This window comes from Ruegeria sp. C11 (assembly GCF_056537725.1).
In genome coordinates, this window is sequence record NZ_JBQFSB010000006.1 from 14,141 (window position 1) to 34,619 (window position 20,479).

The following is a 20,479-nucleotide window of genomic DNA, read 5'->3' on the forward strand; positions in this document are numbered from 1 at the left end:
TCTAGAACACTAGACGAGACAACGTAAAGTAATCCGACAACGCTGGTTGCGCCCTCCCGCAACCAAGAAAATACCGAAATAAAACAGAATGTTACACGCCGCCTCAGGGCGGTATTTCAATTTGTGCTATCCCCACTGGAAGCACTGTGGAAACAAGCGAGGCGAATTCACCCTGTGGTGAATGCGCAACAGAGGCTATTCGCACAAATAGCCGCGACTTGCGCGAAGGGCTCTAACTACCCGTCCCTCGGTCCAAGGCGCTCGCTCCCTTTGCTAACGCAACGCCACCGATCGCTGCGAACAACAAGTTTCCCTTCTCGCAGACGCCAACTCGACTACTAAAGGAAGTGAATTTAGCTAAACACCATAAAGAAATATCGTAATTATCATTTACAATCCGGATCTTCACCAGCGTACTCATCTGGGTAAGCCTGGTCACCGACACCCCAAAATTCAGAATTTTCATAGACAGAACAGAAGTATCTTGTCCCCCGCCAACCGGGGCCGAAACCAGCAGCAAGATCAGTAGCAATTGTCTGCCCTGCTACTACGCCTCTACTACTGATCATTTGATCTTCGGTATTTGTTTTAAAATACTCAGAGACCACAGCAACATAGATACTTTGTTCGCTTTCTACTGTGAAACATGAAACATGAACGCGGAAATCTTCAATGCGAGCGTCAGGAGGCAACAGCTGCCACCATCTTTCCGAAGTAATATCGTCGAGAGGGACGGTGTTTGTAGGTATCGATCCTTTGTTAGAAGAAAACGAATCGAAGCTGGACGTAAAAAGACCCGCAAAGGGATCTGCGAACAGTGTGTCGGGTAGGCCAGTAACCATCTCCGATATCATATTGAAACAAGATTCAATATCTGTAGTTCCGGCGTGGTTGTAATATTCGAAAACAGTGAACTCAACTTGTTCATATCGCGATGCAGGCATCGCAGGGCTTGCTATAAAAAATACCTGCATTAAAATAGAGAAAAATCTCATTGCCATTCTAACCCCTTCCCAGAATACCAGCGTAGTCGACAGTCGGATTTGAATACGCTTTTCGTACATCAAATGAGCCGTCTTTGTTTAAGGCCGGGATGTGGAATTCAAAGTTTGAAGGGGAAATGATCTGCTTATAAACTTGGCGAAATCTACTATTGGAGCACTCCAGTGCGATTGGGATTATGAATTGATCCCCTTCGTTGATGTCGCCGATTTGAATGGAGTGGTTTGGATTAGATGACGGCCCAACCAGATATCCAAATCTGCTATTCCAATTCCGCCCGTCAAAGTTCTCTTTCAATTCAAAGTTAAAAACTGCGCCTTCAAGCCTGAACAATCCAACATACTGGAAGTAGAAAACATGATGAAAACAATTAAACCCACCTCCGCGAATTTCAAAGTCAGGAAAATGAATTTTAAGATCTGAAACCGGTTCGGAAAACGGGATATAGTAGTCTGTATTCTTAGTTGTTATCTTCCTAGCGCTAACCAGCGGGTGCGAACCTTCGTCAGTGTTTGGTGACTTTATTAACGACGCCAAAGGATTTCCAAGATCCACTGAGTTGTACCTCACAACAAATCTTGGTTCGGATTTTTCAATCTCGTCAAAAGCTTTGATCCGCTTTAGTTGAACTTCCGGAAACAAATAGAGAGAAACTAGAAAGGAAAACACTCCAGAGACAACGCCTATAATAGCCGCTGCGAGTTTCACCTTTCCACTCGCCTCTGTAATAAAGCTCATCGAAACCCCTCGCAGTTGAAATCACTTTTCATTCAAATTTCTAATAAGTATAGCACGTTGCTTTCAAATTGTATACAAACGACGGTTTCCTTGGAGTGGTCGCAACCACACGGTCAACACAATCTCATTTCTTCAAATGGCTGTAACTTATTTTGTGCTTTCAAAGCACCGTGCGCGGTCAACTACCAGAAAGTGCAGTAAAGCGCCGGAAAGAATGGTACACTTGATTGGCGGCTTTTGTGCGCAAAGTCGCTTTCATCGACAGCCAATGCCGTAAGCCCATCGAATAAAGACTGTGAGGCCCTCAATACAACCGATACTTCCGGTGCGCCTTTGAAATCCGTTCTGCGAGTGGAACGTTGCTTTCTTCAACGAGTCGAACCAACACATCAGAGTGGCTTTCCACGAAATCAGAAAAACTGTCCGCAGAAACGTTTGAAATCGCCGCGCGTGTGACAAACAGCCCTGCAAGTTGTGCATCCAGCTCCCGCATCTTTGCGGCGCGGTTGGCTTCCATCACATCGCAGGGCAGAACGCCCGCACAATTCTGCAAAAGGTCATTGCCAATGACAGCCTCAAATTGCCGCCAAAGCTCATGCGTGGACCATCGGGCGCGGTTTCCGTCTGCGGTAGGCACGCAGTAGCGAATGCGTCCCAGCGCATCTGTAAAGGCATCTCCAATGACGTCTTGCACGTCCTGCCAGTTGCGCATCTCGAAGCGGTTGCGGAGTTGTTTGGAGCCAAGCCGCATCTCAAAGCGCCAAACCTGACTTGAGGCCCGGTCGGTCAGGTCAAGCGGCGGTTTTCCTATGGCCTCCAGAGCCCCGTTCCAGATGGTCAACCAGCCCATTTTGTTCTGTTGGATGACTTCGGTGCGCTTGTCATAGATTGCCAATTGCCGGTTGGCGACGGCTCCGGCACGCAAGCCCACAACGCGCGCGCCACTTGCAATCGTCGCGGTTTCATCAACGCCTGTATATTCCGTGACCTTGGTTCCGGGTGGTACAACTAAGGCTTCGCGGTCGGGTTCAAACCACGGGGCCAGCAGGTCAACGGCAAAGTCCGCCCGTGCGACACGCAATTGCGTTTCTACATGCTTGATCCCAAACGCTTCCATACAATCCCGAAAGTGTTGCTCGGCCCCTTCAAGGCCGCCCGTGGCCAACCCAAATGCGCGGAAGTCCACGGTGATGCCGGGATTGTTGGGAATACGGTCCTGCGGGTCTTGGAACAGCCACATGGCCCCATTGTCGCCAGTATGGGCGGTGAAGCCACGTGCGCCTTTGTTGGTCACGTTTAGCGACACGGAGCCAAATTGGAGGACACAATCGCTATAGGTCTCTTTGGCATGTTGTTTGGCAGATGCCAGCTCTTGGCGAAAGTCGTCTGGAATATCGGCTTGGATAGTGAATTTCAGCCCATCAAACCCGGAATGCAGGATGGTTGCTTCCATTTGCGCTGACCTTCGCTTTCGTATTCGTGGAGGGGGGTGTTACAAGACCCCCCCTATTGCGGCATGCCCTGCCGCTGGGTTGTGTGGCGATATGAGGAAAAGAGTGCGGGGGCTTACGCCCCCTGAGTGCCTCCGGCGGGGCAGCATTTGTTTTGGGGCCGGAGCGGGGTCGCTCCGGCGCTGCAATCACCGGGCATTGGTTTGGCGGCCAATCCAGATTTCGGCGCGCTCCGCGCATTTGGAGATATTCAGCAGGTCCGAATGGTGGAAGCTGTTTGAATTGCGCCATTCACCGGTATCGGTCTTGTAGGCGCGGGACATATCGACCGAGTAGAAGCCGTCATTGTCCCAGATGGTTGCGGTGATCAGGCCGATCTTGAATTTCTGTGCAGGCTGGTTTGCCATGGTTCAGGGTCTTTCTATTGATGATTTCAGAAAGGGGCGCGGGACCGTTTCGCCCGCGCCCCTATAGAGCCATTCCGGCCCCAAAATCCCGCACGGCGCTCCCAACCCCGTACGGGCAAAACTCAGGCTGCAGCGTAGCTGCTGGTGTTGCCGTGGCGGCGCGCTTCGGCCCATTCCAGCAGGTCACGGCGGCGATAACGGACAGAGCGGCCCGACTTATAGAACTTCGGGCCAAACCCCGTCACGCGCCACTTTTGGATGGTGCGCACGCTTTGACACAGGAAGTCGGCGGCAGTGCTTTCGTCAATAAAGCCGTCCAGATAATCCGTAGCGGGGCGGTTGTTGTCGTTTGCAGGGTCGTTCGTGAGCATCTGTTTACTCCGGTTTGAGTTGCTGATGCTCTAGACTTGGATTACCTGCCAACCACAAAAAATACCAATAAACTCCGACAGGATTTATTGTTTTTTGGATTCTTTTAACTCTTTGAAAAGGGGGGGTATAATTCTCCGAATAGTTTCGGAGCTGATTTTGTCTGCCGGTACCGGAAGGTTAGCGCCGTTCTTTTCGAGCCACTTTCTGACCTTGGGGTAATGAGACATTTGTGAAGCTGACAGATCAATTTCCTCGATCTTGTTGAGCGCATGAAAAGCCGCTTCGATGGCGGGCGCTACCGTCGGACGTCCGGCTTTCGCGACAGGTGCTTCAAACGGTTGTTTTAGGATTGGATCGACTTCCTCGCGCATCATGCGCACACGGACATCGACAAATTTCAGTGATTGATAAGCTAGTCTGTTGTCATCAAGCTTATTAACTCTTGCCCACGCCTCTCGTGGGATTTGCACGGGGTTCAAATCCAAGGTTCTCGGGCGGTCGAACCCGAATGCCCGATACTTACCTGATTTTAGCTTTTGTATGAGTTCGTGCGTGCACTTTTCCAAGAGCTCATGTTTTGGTTTAGCGAGGTCACCAACCTTTGCGGCGCTGTAGGCGAATAATTCAAAACCTTCATAGCCCTGCGACTTTCCTTCTTCTGCGGCATCTTTTAGGTCTTCGAGCCAATGCTGGCTACCTTCGTGTGCCTTCGCGGCTTCCCAGTCTTTTTTGTAGAAGTAAGCAGCGTACGTTCTCGGGCAATCTGAAAGCCAAAAAGACTGTTCCCAAAGCTCCATGTAATCGGTCACTGCAAGCCTCGTCTTGTTCGCGTGGTCAAAAAAAACCCTACTCTGGGTATACCCCCGGGTAGGGGTTAGGTTGAGTGCGTTCAACCCACATATTGCAGTGACGTGATCGGTATTCTTGTTGCTGAGCGAAGCAAGTGACGTAGCCAAGTTCCGGCGCACACGAAATGGCCGCTATGCGGACTTTGCTGCCATTTGCTTCCATGGAACGAAGGTCGGCGTTCGCGTCACAATACCGAAATTCGACCAGTTCAGACACATACCTTAACCGAGGTTATTCGCTAGCAACAAACAAGGGGTAACCAATCGTAAGAGTTTCGAATTTGTCCACATTGTCGGGCTTCCCATAGTCTAGCCCACAAGCTCTAACCCTGAATAAACTGCTAATGCTCTGCTCTGGGCCAAACTGAACACCAATTTCAGATAGGATTCCGCGCGGATCAATCGAAAACGCCGCGTGCACCTCTTGTGCGAAAGTATCCCGTAGAACCGCCTTGTTGTCAGCTTTGAAGTCTTCACTGATTGTTTGCATAAGGAGGTTTAGCCAACCGCAGGCGCTAAAGAGGGAAGGCGCGTTCGCGTCCACCAAATTGGTTTGTAACAACACGAGAGGTCCAGGCCTGGTCCTATCTAACTGGCTAGAATTGCGCGTATGTTTTGGGGTTGGTGAACGAGAAAACCAAATAGTTAGCGCCTTTACGCCATCATCAAGTAGCTCTTTTCGCTTTAGAATCCCCTTCTGTGCAGTCATTCTCTCTTCGCAGAATTGCACTGTCTTAGGTTCAAACGGGTCTATTGGTCGTCCACTAAGAACGACCCCTTTTTTTTCAGAGCCGTTTCGACGCTTTCCAAACGCGAGATCATTGAGGTGTCAGGACTGGGCGAGCCTGCCTCGATTTCGCCAACCCCAAATCCGAGCTTCACCTTCCAAGACGACCTAGCAGCATATCTACTAATCTTCTTCGGAAATTGAGCCTCGTAGTCTGCAACCTGATCCTCATCAATGTACAAATACCTACGCATAATGATATCCGCCCTGATTAAGAGTCTAGCGATGGTACTACCTGCTCCACAACGGGGGGCCATTGTTTAAGACAACACGCATCGAACAAAGGTAAAGCGCTGCTAGCTCATCCGAGATAAAATGTTGGGGAAGACTGACGATCTGCTCGCCATATTGCAAGGGCTAGTCGAGAATTAGGCTACCGAAGCAGACACACAAACAACCCGCAGCACTTGGTCAAAAGGGCTCAAAGCCGTCATTCGAGATTTCGGCATGGATCGTGGTTTTCTCTACCCGGGGTATACGCGGGGCCGGGTATACCCCGGGTAGGGAGAAAACTCCTATGTAATGTAACGTATCGTATACGTAGACGCCCTACCTTAGGTAGCCCGCGTATGTATACGTTTAGGGGGTGGTCGCGCTGAGCGCCTTACCTAACCAGACGCAGCTCATGTTTAGGTTCCTGCGCGCCCACGATTGTATTGAGCCGTGCGGCGTTTTCTTCTGCCGCTTGACGTACCGGATCATCGGCCAGATGCGCATACCGCATCGTGGTCTGAATCTGGCTGTGGCCCAGCAACCGCCCAACCATCTGAATGGGCATACCAGACGATACGGCATTTGATGCGTAGGAGTGGCGCAGGTCATGAATTCGAACATCATTTAGACCGGCCAGCTTACGTATGCGACGCCATGGCTTTTGCAGGTCGGTCGCGTAATGGCCGGGAACAGCCCCGGCGATTACATAAGGGTTGTCAGGAAGTCGTGGCAGGGCGCTCAGAACCGCCCGGGCTGCTTGGGGCAGGGGAATGCGCCGCGCGCCCGTCTTGGTATCTGGAAGCTCCATTCCCGCGTCTGTGATGAAAGACCACTGCAGAGTTTGGATTTCACCAAGGCGGCACCCGGTCAGGATCAGCAATCGGAAAGCGGCGATAACAAACGGCGTCTCCAATCCATCCCGTTCCGAGACTGTCAAAGCCTGCCCAAGCCGCTGCAACTCGTCTTGGCTCAGATACCGCTCCCGTTTTTTTTCGCGGCATTTCGGGACGTGGCGACAGGGGTTTGATCCGTCAGGCCGCAAGCCCCAGATTTCCGCGAGATTGAACATTTTGGACAGCACGCCCAATGTCCGATTGGCCTGATAGGGTTTGCCCCGGAACTTGTGGTGCAGTTCGGCAATGTCTTTTCGTTCAACGTCCACCACTTTGAAGCTGCCAATGGCTGGAACGATGAACAGGTCGATAGCCCTGCGGTACTCCCCTTGGGTGGACGGTTTGCAGCGTTCCTTAACGTGGGTGTCAAAGAACCGCTCACACAAGGCCGCAACCGTTGGTGCGCGGCGATGCTGGGCAATCTCTTCGGCTGGGTTCTCGCCCTTAGCCACTTGCCCCATGAGTTCCTTTGCCAGCTTCCGCGCTTCATCGACGGTAATCTTGCCATGTCGACCAATGGAAACGCGCCGCGTCCGTCCGCCTTTGCGATACTGCGCCTGATAGGTCTTGGCCCCGGACGGCATGACACGCACCCGAACCCGGCAATCTGACTGTCCCAGACAAAATAGTCTTTGGCCTCTGGCGGTAGAGCGTCCACGGCGCGTTTGGTCAGTTTCGGCATCCCTCATTCCTTTCCCTGTATTCGCACCGTGGAAGCATTGTGGAAGCAACTGGAAGCGGTTCATGGCGTAAGAGGTAGGAGCGGAGCGTGCCGGTCGTCAATAATAAAACAACAATTACAACAAGATATGGTAAGTCAGCGTTTTCCGGCGTAGTTGGTGCAAGTGAGCGTAAGCTATCTCATAACCTGAAGGTCGCAGGTTCAAATTCTGCTCCCGCAACCAATATTATCAGTCAGTCGTCGGAAACAATGCCCGCCTCAATGGCGGGCTTTGCTTTTTGAACATGGCTGTCAAGTTGCCCTGCATGTCGAGAATAACCACCACGGTCGAACAAAGTGTCGAACAAGCCGCCTCAGAGCGGCTTGTTCATTTTGATAAAACACGATCAGCAGAATGTCTTTGTCTCGTTCAGCGCTTTCAGTAGTGCCGACGGCCCAGAAATCTTTGTTTGAAAGTGACGCGCATGGCAGGACTATTGTGCTCGTTGCTGCTGCACTTACGTCGGTTGATCATTTGAATGACATCCTTCGCAATACATCATGGCCTTCGATGCGATGCTTCGCGACGGCTGCAATATGGCCAAAAACAACGACCAGCATGGTATAGGCAAGCCATCTGTGAACGGCCGAGGTGGTCGCTTCGAGATTGTAGCCCCAGAGCGTTTCCTGCGTCGGGAAAATCTTTGGCATGGCAAGGCCGAACAATGATGTGCCGTGTCCACCAAAATCCGACTCAGCCCACCCAATGAAGATGATCATCAATGGCAGAGCGTAAAGCGCCGCATGGCCTAAATGCGAGAGCAGTTTTTCCCAATTGGCCAGCGCCGCCAAAGGCGCAGGGGGCGGTGTGATGAATCGAACAGCAATGCGCAGCATGATCAAAAGAAGCAGCACTATGCCCATAGAGATGTGAAGGGAAAACAGGGTTTCTTGTAACGGAGAATCATCCGTCACCAGTTTGGTCATCGTGTACCCACAGACCCACATGAAGACGAAATAAATCGCCATTAACCAGTGAAGAACCCGCGCGGAAAAACTGTAGCGATCCATGTTAGCCGCCCTTTCTTTGAAGCATTTCCGCGAGATGCTGCAGAGAGAGGTGCGCATTCAAGGATGGATGCTGGAACGGTAATCCACCTGCGTCAAAGGTAGGGGTTCTTTCGCGAACGGTCGCGTCTCGACCATTCGCGATGGGGCCGCTAGATACTCTTTATGAAGTTGGATCAAGTTGCTTTCTCTGCTGGGCTATTCAGAAAGGTCCTGCTCGCCGCATTGATCGGCGCGGGCTTCATCTTGGTTCTCGAACCAAGCCATACGCAAAACGTGCCTCTACTGGCGGCATTTGCGCTATGGTTTACCCATCTACTATTGGCCGGGGCGCTCTTTCTGGCGGGCGTTATGCTGTTGCAACGGTTAAGATGTCCCGACCCGATACCAGCAATTGTCTCTGCAGTTCTGTTGCCAATTCCATTTGCCTTGGGATCACTCGGTTTAGACTTTGGCTTTGACAACGTAGATGATGATCTGGAGGCGGCTGGAACGGCCGTTTCAATTTTCCTGAATGAGGTCGTTACAGTTGCCCCGCTCGCATTGGCCGTGGCGCTGGCAATGACATTTCTTCTTCGCCGAAACCCTTCTGAAGAGGACGCGCCTCAGATGGATGAGCACATAGAAGAAGTTTCCCCCACATTGAAGCAACTCATTAACAGTGTCCCGCATTCTCTAGGCGATGATCTCATCCGCCTGCACGCGCAGGATCATTATGTGGAAATCGTTACATCTAATGGAAGCGCACTGCTTTCAGAGCAGTTCGGCGATTGTTTGGAAAAACTCGAAAGCCTAGACGGAATTCAATGCCACAGGTCTCACTGGATCAACCTGGCACATGTCGACAGTGTTGCACGCAAAGGTAGCGCATATTCGTGCACGATGAGTAATGGCGATCAGGTTCCGGTCAGTCGGAGACGATATTCAGAATTGCGCGATAAAGTGGGCGCTGCCATCAAAAATGCCCGAAAGCCATGACTCGGATTTTCTCCAATCCGCTTGACCACTAAGGCGCCATTCCCACCGTTCGACCGTGATCACCGTCGCGGCTGTGCCGCCTGCACTGAACAGACATTCGCTGCGATCGCAAAGCTAGAAAGTAGATGAAGACCTGGAGCAGGCTAAGAGCAGAGATGTAAAAGTAACGGTCGATGTTGCGGCTCAGCCCAACAAACCATGCCGTCCATGGATTGTGGATTCGTTAAGACCCAAGAGCGTACGGTGATTTGGATTACCTCTCTGTACTTCGAAATTATCGGGTTCAAACCATCATCACGGCTCGAACCTCAATTCAGTCGGACTTGGTGATCTCCTGTGCTTGTTCCCTCAACCAATTGACCGCTGGATTGAAGCGACTACGCTCGTGGCGGACCAAGTAATAAGGGAAACCGCAACTCGGCTGAAACGGAGATGAACAAAGTGATGTCAATTTCTGGACTTGCTTTGCCAACCGCTTGGGGACAGCTGCGACCGCATCCGTCCGCCCTACTAGGAATGGCAGCGTGGTGAAGTAGGGCTGCTGGAATACGGCATTCGAACCATCTCCTTCTTGGCGCATGATCGTATCCGGTTTCAAACCTGTCGTGCCCGGAAAACTGAACTCGATTAACCGGTAAGGGGACACGTCCTGAGGATTAAGAGCCAGCTTCGATGCCGCAACTTCCTCAAGAGGATGGCCCTGCCGGAAAAGAACTTCGTAGGTCTCATCAAATAGCTTTTGAATAAGCAAATCGTCCCTGGCATCCAAATCCGCGTATAGCAGCAGATCAATCGCTCCTTTTTCCAGGTCGTCAAAACTTTGCGGCACCAATGGCGAGACGTCGAATCTTAGTGTTGGTGCGGTAGCGGCAAAGACTTCCATCATGGGCCCGAGGACAGCCGCCACGCCGTAATCTGTTGAGGCGATGCGATAGCAATGGTTGGACTGTGCCGGGTCAAAGGCGGATGGCCTGAAGACGTCAGCTATCGCCGACAGTGCTGCATCTACTGGGTCATTCAAGCCCAGAGCATGATCCGTTAACTGGTATCCAGACTGCGTTCGGATCAGCACTGGATCTTCTATCAAGTCGCGCACCCGGGCGAGAATTCGACTGGCGGCGGGTTGGCTGATCCCCAGATGAATTGCCGTGCGAGTGACGCTGCCTGTGCGAAGCAGGAGCTGCAGGAACCGTAAAGTCCGCACATCCAGAGAAGTTAGGCCATCATTCATTTTGTGCATGTCCATCATGCTATTTGCGTCATCCAAATTATGCCGATCGCAAGTTAACTGACAAGTACAGCCAATCCGGCCCCCCCCTGATCTTTTGGTTGCGGAGGCCATCAAACAGAATACGAAAGGGCAGCAGCAATGATTACACGTCGCAAATTCAACTCAATTGCGATTGCTTCATCCATAAGCGGAGTTTTCGCTGCCCGGCCCAGCGCCGCGGCGCCGTCCGGCGACGTAGATCAATCGGCACTTGGCTCCTACGATGTCCAGACGGTGTCCTTTGACAGCTCTGGGGAAACCCTTGTTGGAAAGTTGCTGATGCCTGCTGCGGACGGGCCTCAGCCGGCAGTTGTGATTGTCGGACCTGTCGCTTTCGTCAAGGAACAATCACCGGTGCAATATGCAACCCGCTTGGCATCGCGTGGGCTCGCTGTTCTGATTTTCGACCCCCGCTATCACGGAGAAAGCACAGGCGCGCCCCGGCGCTACGAGTCTGGTGAAGCCAAGGTTGAAGACTGCCAAGCGGCCCTTGAGTTTCTCGCCAACCAGGAAGCTATTGACGCAAATCGACTTCATCTTCTCGGGATCTGCCAGGGCGTCAACTGGGCGATTGAAACAGCGGTGATAGATGATCGAGTGGCGTCTCTCGGGGTTGTTGCGGGCCACTATCTGACTGCGGAAACCGCCAGAATGTATCTTGGCAGTGATGCAGCAGTTAAAGCACGCATGGAACGCGCAACCAAAGCAGCCGCCGATTTCGCAAATACAGGGGAAGCAAGCTACATTCCAATCGTCGGTTCTGAGGACGCTCTTCTGACCGCAACGGCCATCGCTGACTGGTACCTGCCTTGGGACAACAGGGCCCCTTGGCTGACTTTCAAAGGAGGTTGGGAAAACCGCATCACCGCAATGAGCGAAGCTGGCATTTGGGGCTGGCGGATCGATGAAACAGCCCCTCAGCTGAACCTGCCCGTATTGATGATCCATGGTGATAGGGCTGCAAGCGGTCAGGACATTCCGCGCCGCATTTTTGAAGATATCGCGTCAGAGCAGAAAACGCTGCACTGGATCGACGGCGCCAACCAGCTTCAGTTTTACGAAGACCCTCTGATCATTGACACTGCCGTCAGTGCGCTGGCCCCACATTTTCTGGCTTTCGAACGAAGTCTTTGATTCAGAACGCTTGGTTCGTCACGGCTGCTCCGGAGCAATCATAGCAGGGAAAACGGGCGACAACATGGAAGCGCAACTACACAGGAGAAATGTTTGAGATGAAAGTTCTTTCGCTACTGGTTGCTTGCACCGTTGCTTGCCCCGCTGTCGCCCACCAGAAGCTGCCGCCCTTTACAGAAGCAGTTTTGCCAATGGGGAACGATATCTATGCCGTATCGATTGGACCAGGTGGGCCAGATGAAGAGTTCGGCTCTGACGCAACCAATGGCGGACTCTACAAGCTTACTCCCGACGGTGGGACCGAAGAAATCAATCTCTCGGATGGGCAAGGCCTGCGCAACCCGACAGGTATGGTGCGTTCTGGCAACCAGATTGTCATTGTGGATGGCAATGAGGTCATCTCTGCCGCTTCCGATGGTACGGTAAACTGGCGGCAAGCTCTCGATGACGAAGGTGTCTTTCTCTATGATATCGAAACGCTCGACGAGAACACCCTACTCGTGAGTGACTTTGGGCGGGGCATATTCCTATCGGTCGCAACCCAAACCGGACAAATTCAACCTTACCTCGACGATTTGCGTATCAGTGGGCTTGCCCGATTTGCAATCGCAGAGACAGGAATTTACGCTGTGTCCTGGGGCAGCGACGAGGCATGGGACAGCGCTTTGTATTGGGTTCCGCAGTCCGGTAACGGGGATACTGCTGCAAGACTTGCGAACGGCTTCGGTAATTTGGAATCTGTTGAAATCGTCAACGGCACAGTTGTTGTCGGAGGTTATCGGGGTCACGAGACGTACCCGGATGCGAGGCTCATGCGCGTTGAAACTGACGGGAACATTTTTCCGCTGAGCGCCGGGTCTCATTCGCGTGGGATTTCTGATATTCTCTTCGATGGGTCGTCAATTTGGCTGACTTATTTCTATGACGCATCCTATGCGGAATTGCCGTCTCAGGCGGCACAAGATTTCAACCAATAGACGCACGTAATCTGGTTTCCATGGCGCCAAGCTTCCGCGTGTAGATGCCCACAGTTAGTCGAAAACGGGTTTTGGGCTGCATTCGACGTCGTCAACTATTGGCTCCGCTGAGTTTTCGGAAGGTTAGCGGTAGAAATCAATTCGTCTTCAGAAGATAGGTTCGGACCACTTCGGACTTGCCCTTTAACGAGATTTCACCAGCTTGGAAGTCGGGCGTTCGAGAGCTTAGTTTGTTGTATACAGTTTCTGAGAGAAGGATTTCATTTTCCGAAGCTTGGCTTTGGAGACGGGCGGCCGTGTTAACAACATCACCGACGGCAGTAAAACTTCTGGATGAGCCGGTAGCCATTTCCCCAACTTGCGCGACGCCCATGTTTATCCCAATCCCTACGCCTAGCATGCTGGGTTCAGATCTTATGCTGTCCAATAGGCGTTGCGCTGCCCGAAGCATTACATCTGCCGTTCGTTCCCTTAGCGACGCCATCTGAACTGGATAAATCGCCATGACCTGATCTCCGACAAATTCGATCAAAGCATCGTCACGGGCAATTTCTTTTTCCGCTATGCCATAGAACCGGGTTAGCATTTCGGCAGCTTCAGCTGGCGAATGCTGTTCGGACCAAGGCGTAAAGCCTCTCATGTCGGCAAATAGCATTCCCACCTCGGCATCGAGTGTTTTCGTTGGCAATCCTTCAAAACAACTTCTACAGAAGTTCGGGTTTTCTGATGCGGGCTTGATGCCCAAAATTCTGCCAAAACCTCGAAATGGCACAAGACATAGGCGACACCTGGGGGAAGCGGGAAGTAATCGAGTGAATCTCCGAACTCGACCCACGAAGCCGCTCTGACATAGGCTAAATGCAAGCGGCTGCTTTTCCGATGTCAGCTTTTTGATCAACCAAGCGTCATGATTGTAAATCAAAACTGTAAAACCAAGAACCAAACCGAAAAACAAAAGGACTCCTGCGAGGATCGAAAATTTAAGCGCCACGTATGTCGCCGCAGCTATAAACGCGATCTGAAAGGTTAAAACACCTGCTTCGATGAGCCGGGCATTTCTCATCGTCAATCCTATTTGTAGATGCCGCGCAGACTACCATTTTTTGCGATTCGCAAAAATATGAACAACCTCGTCTGCGCTCGATAGAAATTGACTTCGCTTTGGTTCTGGTTGTGCCCCAACGTCCGCTTTGTTGCTCATATTGGGTGTTTCGTTGAGGGAGACACCGATATGTGTGGTGGATAAGCTCCTAATAGGCTTCCGGCCAAGATGCTAAGAACAGCAATAACTCAGAGGCAAAACGCTTGTTTTACTTTAGTTCTGCGGTTGTTCGGCAAAGGTCAAATCCTGCTGACACAATCAGGTCGAATAATCTCTACACAGCCCGTTCGGACTACCATCGATCCAATGGATCAACCGCTTAACGTCTGCGCCTCGTCCCTTGCTTGGCAAAGTGTCGCAACATTCTGCAGTTAGTGAACCCACCTCAGGTTTTTGTGCAACATAGGGAAATTCCTATATATTTTTAGACTGCGCATTCAAGCAACAACAAAGGGCGGGCACGGTCCGGACTCTGTTTCAAGTCGCGCTGGAAAATAGCGATGGCGAGGAACTATCTGAGGAAGCGTTACAATTGATGCTGCCTGTATCACTGCTTTTGAACTGATTTGGACAGGTAAATTTCGAAATTGACACTGACTGTCGCGTAGTAGGTATCCAACATGAATAAAAGTACTGCAAAATTGCAAAAACTGGCAAGCTGCCTGATCATCCGTACACTCCGGTACTCGTATCCAAAAACTGCGGTTCCGCTGCTATTGGCTGTTGGGCTTCTCGGAGCATGTAAGCCGGATGAAATTTCGATCACCCACACAGGTTCAGTGCCGGTCAGTAAAGAAGTTATGGGTGTTATTCTTGCAGGGTGCGATATTTTTTTTGAGGTGGATAACGCAAACTCTGAAAAAATCGACCATCTCGGCTTCGAAATTACCATTGCAGACCCCGAGGCTTCGGAAGAGCGACTCTATGACATGCATACCGGCAAGTGGTCCGGTGGGCCGTTTGACACTGACAAGCTTCGTTATCGCAATCTGCCGAGTGGAATTAGTAAAGTGGCTGCGCGCATGTCCAAGGGCGCTTGCGACACTTCTTTCGTTGTCAAAATTTCCAACGTTAGTTGTCGTATGGGCGAGGATGACTGCGCTGAATCCGTCGCAATAAGCCAGTGAAGGTTACGTCTGAACTAAAGAGAAGGAAGAGTATGAAAAGAGTTTTGGCGAGTGCGTCCATCGCCCTGGCAGTGTCAGGGTGTTGGGGTGATCGGGACAAATCTGCATTTGTCGATCACTGTGTCGGTATGGGTGCGGGTTCAGAAGGGTTTTGTTCATGTCAGTACGAGTTGGCGAAAACCGAGCTGGACGAAGAGGTTTTTGCGATCGTAATGGCGGGTGCAAAAGGGGACCAGGCTGAAGCAGCCAGGCTTCGAAAGCAAGCCGGGTTTGACGGGATGCTGACTATGGCTGGTCTGGCTGTGATCTTGATGAATTTTGAGAGCGAAACAAAACAGCAATGTGGTGGCTAAGGTCGACGGACGAACCCGGTTGATCGAAACAGGGCTGCAAAGGCGGTGCCATTGCGGTGCTGCAATCAAGCCAGTGTAAGTCCGTTTTCTGACATCATGGACAGCTGTTTTGAGGCACCCCGCAAAATTGACCACCACATGATTGTTGTGGGTTGACTGCATGAACAGAGCAAAGCGAAGATGACGACGTATAGGGGTGACCAGTGTTAAGTTTATGAAATGAATAGAATTACTTTTATCGATAAGGAGAGGACAAACCGTCTTCTGGATTTCTCGGAAAAGCTGACTAACGCTGCGACAGTCGATTTGGCCTGGTCGCTTTACTCGGACGCATTGGCAAAACTTGGGGCCAAAAGCGCCGTTTATGGGTTTTTCCCAAAGACAGTAGGCCGTTCGATCGCATCCGAAGTCGTGGCAATGTCGTCCCATCGTGAGGAGTTCAATGAGCTGTATCTGGATGAGGGATACATCGATCACGATCCTTTTGCCCAATATGCGATGACTGAAGACCATCGCCCAATCTCTTGGCGGGACCCGCGGGCGAAACAATTCCAGACCGAAAAATCTGAGTTCTTTCAAAACGCGATGATTGATTTTGGAATGAACTACGGCATCACCATTCCAGTTCGGGACGCATCTAACTGGAAGCTGGGTGGAACTGGTGTCTGTTTTGAGGCGGGTAGCGACAAAGAGGGGGACGAAATTGTCGCGCGCGTAACTCCATTGGTAGAAAGCGCCGCAATGCTGTTTCATTCCCGCGTTCAAGAAGGCGACATGATGCGGCAATTCTTCCCGCTTTCAGTCCGTGAAAAAGAATGTCTGCATTGGGTGGCTGCCGGACTGACGAACAAGGAGATAGCTTTCAGGTTGTCCCTGTCCGACAAAACTGTTGAGTTGCACGTAAAGAATGCGGCCAAACGCCTGAATGCACGAAACAGGACCCACGCTGTTTCAAGAGCCCTGATATACGGTATCATTACGCCATAGATGTCACCGCAGCGGACCAAGAATAGTAAGAATATCTTGTCCCGGACCGTACGACGGGCTGTGGGCACGTTCACTTTGTTGCGCATCGCAGATGTCTGAGTGACAAATTGCGTACGTCCCGACAGTAGGGGAACAGACCGACCTTAAAATGCGGCCTTTTATTGTGCCCGGCAGGTTTCCGGATCGCCTTTGGCACCGCCAATCAGGCGTTAGCACCCATTTTGGTGTCCATATTGGACGCCGCAAGTTTGATTTCGACAGAGGGCTTCAATCAAGACCGTCTTTGCTCTGCAGTACTCAGGCAAAGGTACTTCAGCTCCAGATAGTCATCCATGCCGTATTTTGATCCCTCACGGCCCAGACCAGACTGCTTGACGCCGCCAAACGGGGCCAGTTCGGTGGAAATCAACCCGGTATTGGTGCCGACCATGCCGGTTTCCAGACCCTCGGCCACGCGCCAGACCCGTGCCGGATCGTTGGCATAGAAGTAACCGGCCAGACCGAATTCGCTGTCATTGGCAAGTGCAATCACCTCTTCTTCGGTTTCAAACCTGATCAGCGGCGCAATCGGACCAAAAGTTTCTTCATGCGAGACTTTGACGGTGACCGGGCGTCAGCAATCAGGGTCGGTTCAAAGAAGTTACCTTCCAGACGGTTGCCACCGGTCATCACACGGGCGCCTTTGGCTACCGCGTCGGACAAGTGTTCCTCGACCTTCGCGACGGCGGCTTCATCGATAAGCGGGCCTGTAGTTATCCCTTCTTCCATGCCGTTGCCGGGCTTAAGGGCGGAAACAGCGGCGGCAAGCTTGTTGGCAAATGCGTCATAGACGCCTGCCCGTACATAGATGCGGTTGGCGCAAACGCATGTCTGACCGTTGTTGCGAAACTTCGCAATCATTGCGCCTTCAACGGCGGCGTCCAGGTCGGCATCGTCAAAGACCAGAAACGGCGCGTTGCCCCCCAGTTCAAGCGACATCTTCTTGATAGTGTCCGCGCCCTGACGCATCAGAATCCGGCCGACGCGTGTTGATCCGGTAAACGTGATTTTGGCCACTCTCGGGTTAGCGCACATTTCCTGCCCGGTTTCCGCAGCTTTTGAGTTGGTCACGACGCTGAAGACACCGGCAGGCACCCCGGCGCGTTCGGCAAGCACCGCCATGGCAATTGCCGAGAGTGGCGTCAGCTCTGCCGGCCGTGCCACAAAGGAACAGCCTGCCGCCAATGCGGGGGCCACTTTGCGCGCAATCATCGCATTTGGGAAGTTCCATGGGGTGATGGCGCCGACCACACCCACCGGCTGCTTCAAAACGACAATGCGCTTGTCGGGCTGGTGACCGGGGATGGTGTCGCCATAGACACGCTTGGCCTCTTCACCGAACCATTCGATAAAGCTGGCGCCATAGGCGATCTCGCCCTTGGCTTCCGCCAGCGGCTTGCCCATTTCGACGCAGAGGATCGTGGCCAGATCGTCCTGCGCCTCGATCATCAGCTCATACCATCTGCGCAGGATTGCCGCGCGCTCTTTGCCGGTTTTGGCGGCCCACGCTTTCTGCGCCGTATAGGCCCCGTCGATCGCTTCCCGCACGTCGGCGACCGAACAGTCGGCCACGTTGGCGATCACCTCGCCCGTGGCCGGGTTGGTTACGGCAAAGGTCTCACTCCCTTCGCGCCAGTCCCCGTTGATATAGGCCCGGGTTTCCAGAAGGCTGCTGTCTTTCAGATCCATGGTTATGCTTCCTTCGCCGCTTTGATTGACGCTTCAAGGATGTTCATCGCCTCTGCCATGACGTCATCCTGAATGGTGATTGGCGCAAGAAAGCGCACCACATTTCCATAGGTACCGCAGGTAAGGAGGATCAGGTTCCGTTTCAGGGATTCGGCCCTTACAGCATTGGCAAATTCTGCGTTTGGAGTGCTGCCGTCCGCGGTATTGAACTCACAGGCCACCATGAAGTCGGGGCCGCGAATGTCTGCGATTTCAGGCACATCTGCGCGGATCACCGCGAGGCGCTGCTTGAGACGCGAGCCCAGTTCGTTTGCCCGCGCGCAGAGGTCTTCGTCCGCGATCACGTCCAGCACCGCATTTGCGGCCGCGATGCCCAGCGGGTTGCCGCCATAGGTGCCGCCCAGACCGCCGGGGTTTGAGGCATCCATGATCTCGGCGCGGCCAGTCACAGCTGCCAGCGGCAGGCCGCCTGCCAACCCCTTGGCCATGGTCGTGAGGTCCGCAGCAACGTCATATTGCTCCATAGCAAAAAGATGCCCGGTGCGGGCAAATCCCGTCTGTACTTCGTCAGCAATCAAGACGATCCCGTGTTTGTCACACAGCGATCGCAGCGCATTCATCAATCCGGCGGGTGCGGGATAGAAAATCGCCTTCGCCCTGAACGGGTTCAAGGATGATCGCAGCCACACGGCCGGGATCGAGGTCGGACTTGAATAGGCCGTTGATCGCCTCAAGTGACCCCTCGACCGACGCACCATGAAGGTCAATCGGAAATGGCACGTGGTAGACATCGGGCATCATCGTGCCAAAACCAGCCTTGTAGGGCTGCACTTTGCCGGTCAGAGCCATGCCCATGAACGTACGACCATGAAAGCCACCGCCAAAGGCGATCACTGCCTGACGCCCTGTTGCCGCGCGGGCGATTTTAACTGCATTTTCCACCGCTTCCGCGCCGGTTGTTACAAAGATCGTTACCGGTCTTAGATACCAATGACGGCACTCAGGTATTCGATGAAATTGAGCTCAAGGTGATCAGTCCAAGCCTGTCAGCATGTGAAGCACACTCGTCATTGCATTTTGCAAGTCAGGATGCGTTTCGCTGCATTTCGGCAATTCGTTTCTGCACCAGTTCCAGATGCAGTCGCGCATCATATTGCCCCTGCCGATATGCGGCAGGCAACCGCAGTCCGGCCAGCCGCTCATCCAGCTCAGCCAGATGTAGTCGCATTTCCTCAAGCTCAGCCGTGCTTGGATTGCTGCCCAGATCATCCTCGATCTGACGAATCTCGGGATAGTGCTGCCAGACCCGCCACCGCATCAGATAGGCATACGCCAGCGGCAGCAGCCGGAGCAGTGGCACCACGATGAAGAAAAACGGCAGGAACAGCAGGAGGACCCGGTTGATCTGCGCGGCGATCCAGTAGGGCAACCAGTTGTGCCAGGTCGATGGTCCTTCGAGCACAAGCTGTCGTGCCGTGTTGTTCATGTGAAGCCCCGTTCCTTCAATCGAAGGGAAGATGCCGGGATCGGTAATGATACCCCGAGACCGGTGCAATTCGATTGCGGCCATGGTCAGGCGGTTGACCAGCGCGGGGTGAAGGCCGGGACGCACGGCCAGGCGTGCCTCAAGCGCAATAAATTCGATCGGGCGAGGGGGTCGTACGGGGTCCAGCGACATACCGCCAGGTGGAACGGTGACGACGCTTGCATATTCAAGCCGGCGGGAAATGGCTTCGACGTGTTCAAGATCCAGCAATGCCAGCCCGGGCCGGTCATAAGCGGACATGAGATAGGGCGCGTCAATCGGCGCGACAAAAACGGCTATATCAACCTGATCTGACAGCAAGGCGTCGACCGCCTTGTCGTAGGGGATCGAAAGGTGGGTGTTGTCGTCAATCGACAGTCCCACTGCCTGTTCGAAATCACGGAAGGCTGCTGCTGTGCCCGATCCGTCTGCGCCGCTGTTTATGCGCAATCCATTCCAATGGGCAGGGTTGCGCGGTATCGCGTCGCCCCTTCGCGTCAGAAAGATGACCGGTTCAAAGAAGATTGCGCCTACCGCCTCGGCGTATTGAGAAGGGACGTCTATGCCACCCTGAAGAATCGCGGCATCCACTATTTTCTCTTCCAGTAACCGTGCGTTTTCAACTGATCCAGCTGTTTCGATAATGTCGAGGTGGATATCATCTCGGGCCAGAACGCGGGCATAGTCATCGGCGACGGATACGTAAGCACCACCAGCTGGACCCGACGCCAGGCTCAGGCTGCCCGGAGGGTGCAGGCGAATGAGAATTGCGGTCAGAATCGTAAGAACAACGCAAACGCAGATCAGAATCCAGACGCGCATCATCCCCTCACCGTGCAACCATTTGCGGGACGCTAT

18 protein-coding genes and 3 pseudogenes are annotated in these 20,479 nt (G+C 52.8%); 7 read left to right on the forward strand and 14 right to left on the reverse strand.

Annotated elements, in window-relative coordinates; genetic code table 11:
- Window positions 1-386: 386 nt before the first annotated feature.
- The 8 genes and pseudogenes from ACR0NA_RS12200 to ACR0NA_RS12235 form a co-directional block, all read right to left on the reverse strand.
- Window positions 387-1,001 (reverse strand): hypothetical protein, encoded by a 615-nt coding sequence (locus ACR0NA_RS12200; RefSeq protein WP_480729248.1) that lies wholly within the window; start codon window positions 999-1,001, stop codon window positions 387-389.
- Between the two features lies 1 nt (window position 1,002).
- Window positions 1,003-1,740, reverse strand: a complete 738-nt coding sequence (locus ACR0NA_RS12205) for a hypothetical protein (RefSeq protein ID WP_480729250.1) — start codon at window positions 1,738-1,740, stop codon at window positions 1,003-1,005.
- A gap of 304 nt (window positions 1,741-2,044) precedes the next feature.
- Window positions 2,045-3,193: a hypothetical protein gene (locus ACR0NA_RS12210; protein WP_480729251.1), complete on the reverse strand. Its 1,149-nt coding sequence runs from the start codon at window positions 3,191-3,193 to the stop codon at window positions 2,045-2,047.
- 186 nt (window positions 3,194-3,379) lie between these two features.
- Complete coding sequence (locus ACR0NA_RS12215; protein WP_480729255.1) at window positions 3,380-3,598, reverse strand: hypothetical protein; 219 nt, start codon at window positions 3,596-3,598, stop codon at window positions 3,380-3,382.
- Window positions 3,599-3,720: 122 nt separating this feature from the next.
- Entirely contained in the window at window positions 3,721-3,969 is a 249-nt protein-coding gene (locus ACR0NA_RS12220; RefSeq protein WP_480729257.1) for a helix-turn-helix transcriptional regulator, read from the reverse strand.
- Between the two features lie 84 nt (window positions 3,970-4,053).
- Window positions 4,054-4,779 carry a hypothetical protein gene (locus ACR0NA_RS12225; protein WP_480729259.1) on the reverse strand — a complete coding sequence of 242 codons (726 nt, stop codon included), beginning with the start codon at window positions 4,777-4,779 and terminating at the stop codon, window positions 4,054-4,056.
- A 271-nt stretch (window positions 4,780-5,050) separates the two neighbouring features.
- Entirely contained in the window at window positions 5,051-5,527 is a 477-nt protein-coding gene (locus tag ACR0NA_RS12230) for a hypothetical protein (RefSeq protein WP_480729261.1), read from the reverse strand.
- Window positions 5,528-6,209: 682 nt separating this feature from the next.
- Window positions 6,210-7,393, reverse strand: a pseudogene (locus tag ACR0NA_RS12235) (tyrosine-type recombinase/integrase).
- An 87-nt stretch (window positions 7,394-7,480) separates the two neighbouring features.
- Between ACR0NA_RS12235 and ACR0NA_RS12240 the strand changes: the two are divergent.
- Entirely contained in the window at window positions 7,481-7,675 is a 195-nt protein-coding gene (locus tag ACR0NA_RS12240) for a hypothetical protein (RefSeq protein ID WP_480729264.1), read from the forward strand.
- A gap of 228 nt (window positions 7,676-7,903) precedes the next feature.
- On the opposite strand, the gene ACR0NA_RS12245 is transcribed toward ACR0NA_RS12240, so the two are convergent.
- Window positions 7,904-8,443, reverse strand: a complete 540-nt coding sequence (locus ACR0NA_RS12245) for a cytochrome b (RefSeq protein ID WP_480729266.1) — start codon at window positions 8,441-8,443, stop codon at window positions 7,904-7,906.
- A 162-nt stretch (window positions 8,444-8,605) separates the two neighbouring features.
- On the opposite strand from ACR0NA_RS12245, the gene ACR0NA_RS12250 reads away from it, so the two are divergent.
- The gene (locus tag ACR0NA_RS12250; protein ID WP_480729268.1) at window positions 8,606-9,418 is read left to right on the forward strand and encodes a LytTR family DNA-binding domain-containing protein; all 813 of its coding nucleotides are present in this window, start codon (window positions 8,606-8,608) and stop codon (window positions 9,416-9,418) included.
- Between the two features lie 313 nt (window positions 9,419-9,731).
- On the opposite strand, the gene ACR0NA_RS12255 is transcribed toward ACR0NA_RS12250, so the two are convergent.
- Window positions 9,732-10,667, reverse strand: a complete 936-nt coding sequence (locus ACR0NA_RS12255) for a LysR family transcriptional regulator (RefSeq protein ID WP_480729269.1) — start codon at window positions 10,665-10,667, stop codon at window positions 9,732-9,734.
- Window positions 10,668-10,787: 120 nt separating this feature from the next.
- Between ACR0NA_RS12255 and ACR0NA_RS12260 the strand changes: the two genes are divergently transcribed.
- Together ACR0NA_RS12260 and ACR0NA_RS12265 are read left to right on the forward strand one after the other, a co-directional pair.
- Window positions 10,788-11,822, forward strand: a complete 1,035-nt coding sequence (locus ACR0NA_RS12260; RefSeq protein WP_480729271.1) for an alpha/beta hydrolase — start codon at window positions 10,788-10,790, stop codon at window positions 11,820-11,822.
- A 98-nt stretch (window positions 11,823-11,920) separates the two neighbouring features.
- On the forward strand, window positions 11,921-12,799 hold the full coding sequence (locus tag ACR0NA_RS12265; RefSeq protein WP_480729273.1) for a hypothetical protein: 879 nt from the start codon (window positions 11,921-11,923) through the stop codon (window positions 12,797-12,799).
- Window positions 12,800-12,935: 136 nt separating this feature from the next.
- Here the strand turns inward: ACR0NA_RS12265 and ACR0NA_RS12270 are convergent, their stop codons facing one another.
- Entirely contained in the window at window positions 12,936-13,862 is a 927-nt protein-coding gene (locus ACR0NA_RS12270; protein ID WP_480729275.1) for an adenylate/guanylate cyclase domain-containing protein, read from the reverse strand.
- A 659-nt stretch (window positions 13,863-14,521) separates the two neighbouring features.
- Here ACR0NA_RS12270 and ACR0NA_RS12275 point away from each other — a divergent pair.
- The 3 genes from ACR0NA_RS12275 (at window position 14,522) to ACR0NA_RS12285 (ending at window position 16,368) form a co-directional block, all read left to right on the forward strand.
- Window positions 14,522-15,028 carry a hypothetical protein gene (locus ACR0NA_RS12275; protein ID WP_480729277.1) on the forward strand — a complete coding sequence of 169 codons (507 nt, stop codon included), beginning with the start codon at window positions 14,522-14,524 and terminating at the stop codon, window positions 15,026-15,028.
- A 32-nt stretch (window positions 15,029-15,060) separates the two neighbouring features.
- Entirely contained in the window at window positions 15,061-15,381 is a 321-nt protein-coding gene (locus ACR0NA_RS12280; RefSeq protein ID WP_480729279.1) for a hypothetical protein, read from the forward strand.
- 219 nt (window positions 15,382-15,600) lie between these two features.
- On the forward strand, window positions 15,601-16,368 hold the full coding sequence (locus ACR0NA_RS12285; protein ID WP_170654460.1) for a LuxR family transcriptional regulator: 768 nt from the start codon (window positions 15,601-15,603) through the stop codon (window positions 16,366-16,368).
- Between the two features lie 271 nt (window positions 16,369-16,639).
- Here ACR0NA_RS12285 and ACR0NA_RS12290 read toward each other — a convergent pair.
- From ACR0NA_RS12290 to ACR0NA_RS12300, 3 genes and pseudogenes are all read right to left on the reverse strand, one after another.
- Window positions 16,640-18,096, reverse strand: a pseudogene (locus tag ACR0NA_RS12290) (NAD-dependent succinate-semialdehyde dehydrogenase).
- Between the two features lie 2 nt (window positions 18,097-18,098).
- Window positions 18,099-19,068 (reverse strand): annotated as a pseudogene (locus ACR0NA_RS12295) (aminotransferase class III-fold pyridoxal phosphate-dependent enzyme); the annotation flags it as partial.
- A gap of 112 nt (window positions 19,069-19,180) precedes the next feature.
- Window positions 19,181-20,443 (reverse strand): TAXI family TRAP transporter solute-binding subunit, encoded by a 1,263-nt coding sequence (locus ACR0NA_RS12300; RefSeq protein ID WP_480729281.1) that lies wholly within the window; start codon window positions 20,441-20,443, stop codon window positions 19,181-19,183.
- Window positions 20,444-20,479: the final 36 nt, after the last annotated feature.

Excerpts from the sequence above, each read along its gene's own strand:
- ACR0NA_RS12230 (WP_480729261.1), bottom strand. The coding sequence starts at position 5,527 with ATGACTGCACAGAAGGGGATTCTAAAGCGAAAAGAGCTACTTGATGAT.
- ACR0NA_RS12250 (WP_480729268.1), top strand. The coding sequence starts at position 8,606 with ATGAAGTTGGATCAAGTTGCTTTCTCTGCTGGGCTATTCAGAAAGGTC.
- ACR0NA_RS12265 (WP_480729273.1), top strand. The coding sequence starts at position 11,921 with ATGAAAGTTCTTTCGCTACTGGTTGCTTGCACCGTTGCTTGCCCCGCT.
- ACR0NA_RS12300 (WP_480729281.1), bottom strand. The coding sequence starts at position 20,443 with ATGCGCGTCTGGATTCTGATCTGCGTTTGCGTTGTTCTTACGATTCTG.
- ACR0NA_RS12210 (WP_480729251.1), bottom strand. The coding sequence starts at position 3,193 with ATGGAAGCAACCATCCTGCATTCCGGGTTTGATGGGCTGAAATTCACT.
- ACR0NA_RS12285 (WP_170654460.1), top strand. The coding sequence starts at position 15,601 with ATGAATAGAATTACTTTTATCGATAAGGAGAGGACAAACCGTCTTCTG.
- ACR0NA_RS12215 (WP_480729255.1), bottom strand. The coding sequence starts at position 3,598 with ATGGCAAACCAGCCTGCACAGAAATTCAAGATCGGCCTGATCACCGCA.
- ACR0NA_RS12260 (WP_480729271.1), top strand. The coding sequence starts at position 10,788 with ATGATTACACGTCGCAAATTCAACTCAATTGCGATTGCTTCATCCATA.
- ACR0NA_RS12220 (WP_480729257.1), bottom strand. The coding sequence starts at position 3,969 with ATGCTCACGAACGACCCTGCAAACGACAACAACCGCCCCGCTACGGAT.
- ACR0NA_RS12205 (WP_480729250.1), bottom strand. The coding sequence starts at position 1,740 with ATGAGCTTTATTACAGAGGCGAGTGGAAAGGTGAAACTCGCAGCGGCT.
- ACR0NA_RS12245 (WP_480729266.1), bottom strand. The coding sequence starts at position 8,443 with ATGGATCGCTACAGTTTTTCCGCGCGGGTTCTTCACTGGTTAATGGCG.
- ACR0NA_RS12280 (WP_480729279.1), top strand. The coding sequence starts at position 15,061 with ATGAAAAGAGTTTTGGCGAGTGCGTCCATCGCCCTGGCAGTGTCAGGG.
- ACR0NA_RS12270 (WP_480729275.1), bottom strand. The coding sequence starts at position 13,862 with ATGAGAAATGCCCGGCTCATCGAAGCAGGTGTTTTAACCTTTCAGATC.
- ACR0NA_RS12275 (WP_480729277.1), top strand. The coding sequence starts at position 14,522 with ATGAATAAAAGTACTGCAAAATTGCAAAAACTGGCAAGCTGCCTGATC.
- ACR0NA_RS12255 (WP_480729269.1), bottom strand. The coding sequence starts at position 10,667 with ATGATGGACATGCACAAAATGAATGATGGCCTAACTTCTCTGGATGTG.
- ACR0NA_RS12200 (WP_480729248.1), bottom strand. The coding sequence starts at position 1,001 with ATGGCAATGAGATTTTTCTCTATTTTAATGCAGGTATTTTTTATAGCA.